The following is a 235-nucleotide window of genomic DNA, read 5'->3' on the forward strand; positions in this document are numbered from 1 at the left end:
ATTTCGCGACGCGCGACCCCGGCAACGCATCGTTCTGGGACGAGCGTTTCGAGCGCGGCGTGTCGCCGTGGGAATTCGGCGGCGTGCCGGACGGCTTTCGCGTGTTCGCGCACCGGCTCGTGCCGTGCGCGGTGCTGATTCCCGGCTGCGGCAGTGCGCAGGAGGCCGGGGGGCTCGCGCAGGCCGGCTGGCCCGTGCGCGCGATCGGTTTCGCCGCGCAGGCGGTGGCTGCCGC

1 pseudogene is annotated in these 235 nt (G+C 74.5%); it reads left to right on the forward strand.

Going from position 1 to position 235, the window contains the following annotated elements:
* Positions 1 to 235, forward strand: a pseudogene (locus KVT39_RS37435) (TPMT family class I SAM-dependent methyltransferase); the annotation flags it as partial.

The organism is Burkholderia sp. GbtcB21 (genome assembly GCF_019091065.1).
Lineage (GTDB): Bacteria > Pseudomonadota > Gammaproteobacteria > Burkholderiales > Burkholderiaceae > Burkholderia > Burkholderia pyrrocinia_C.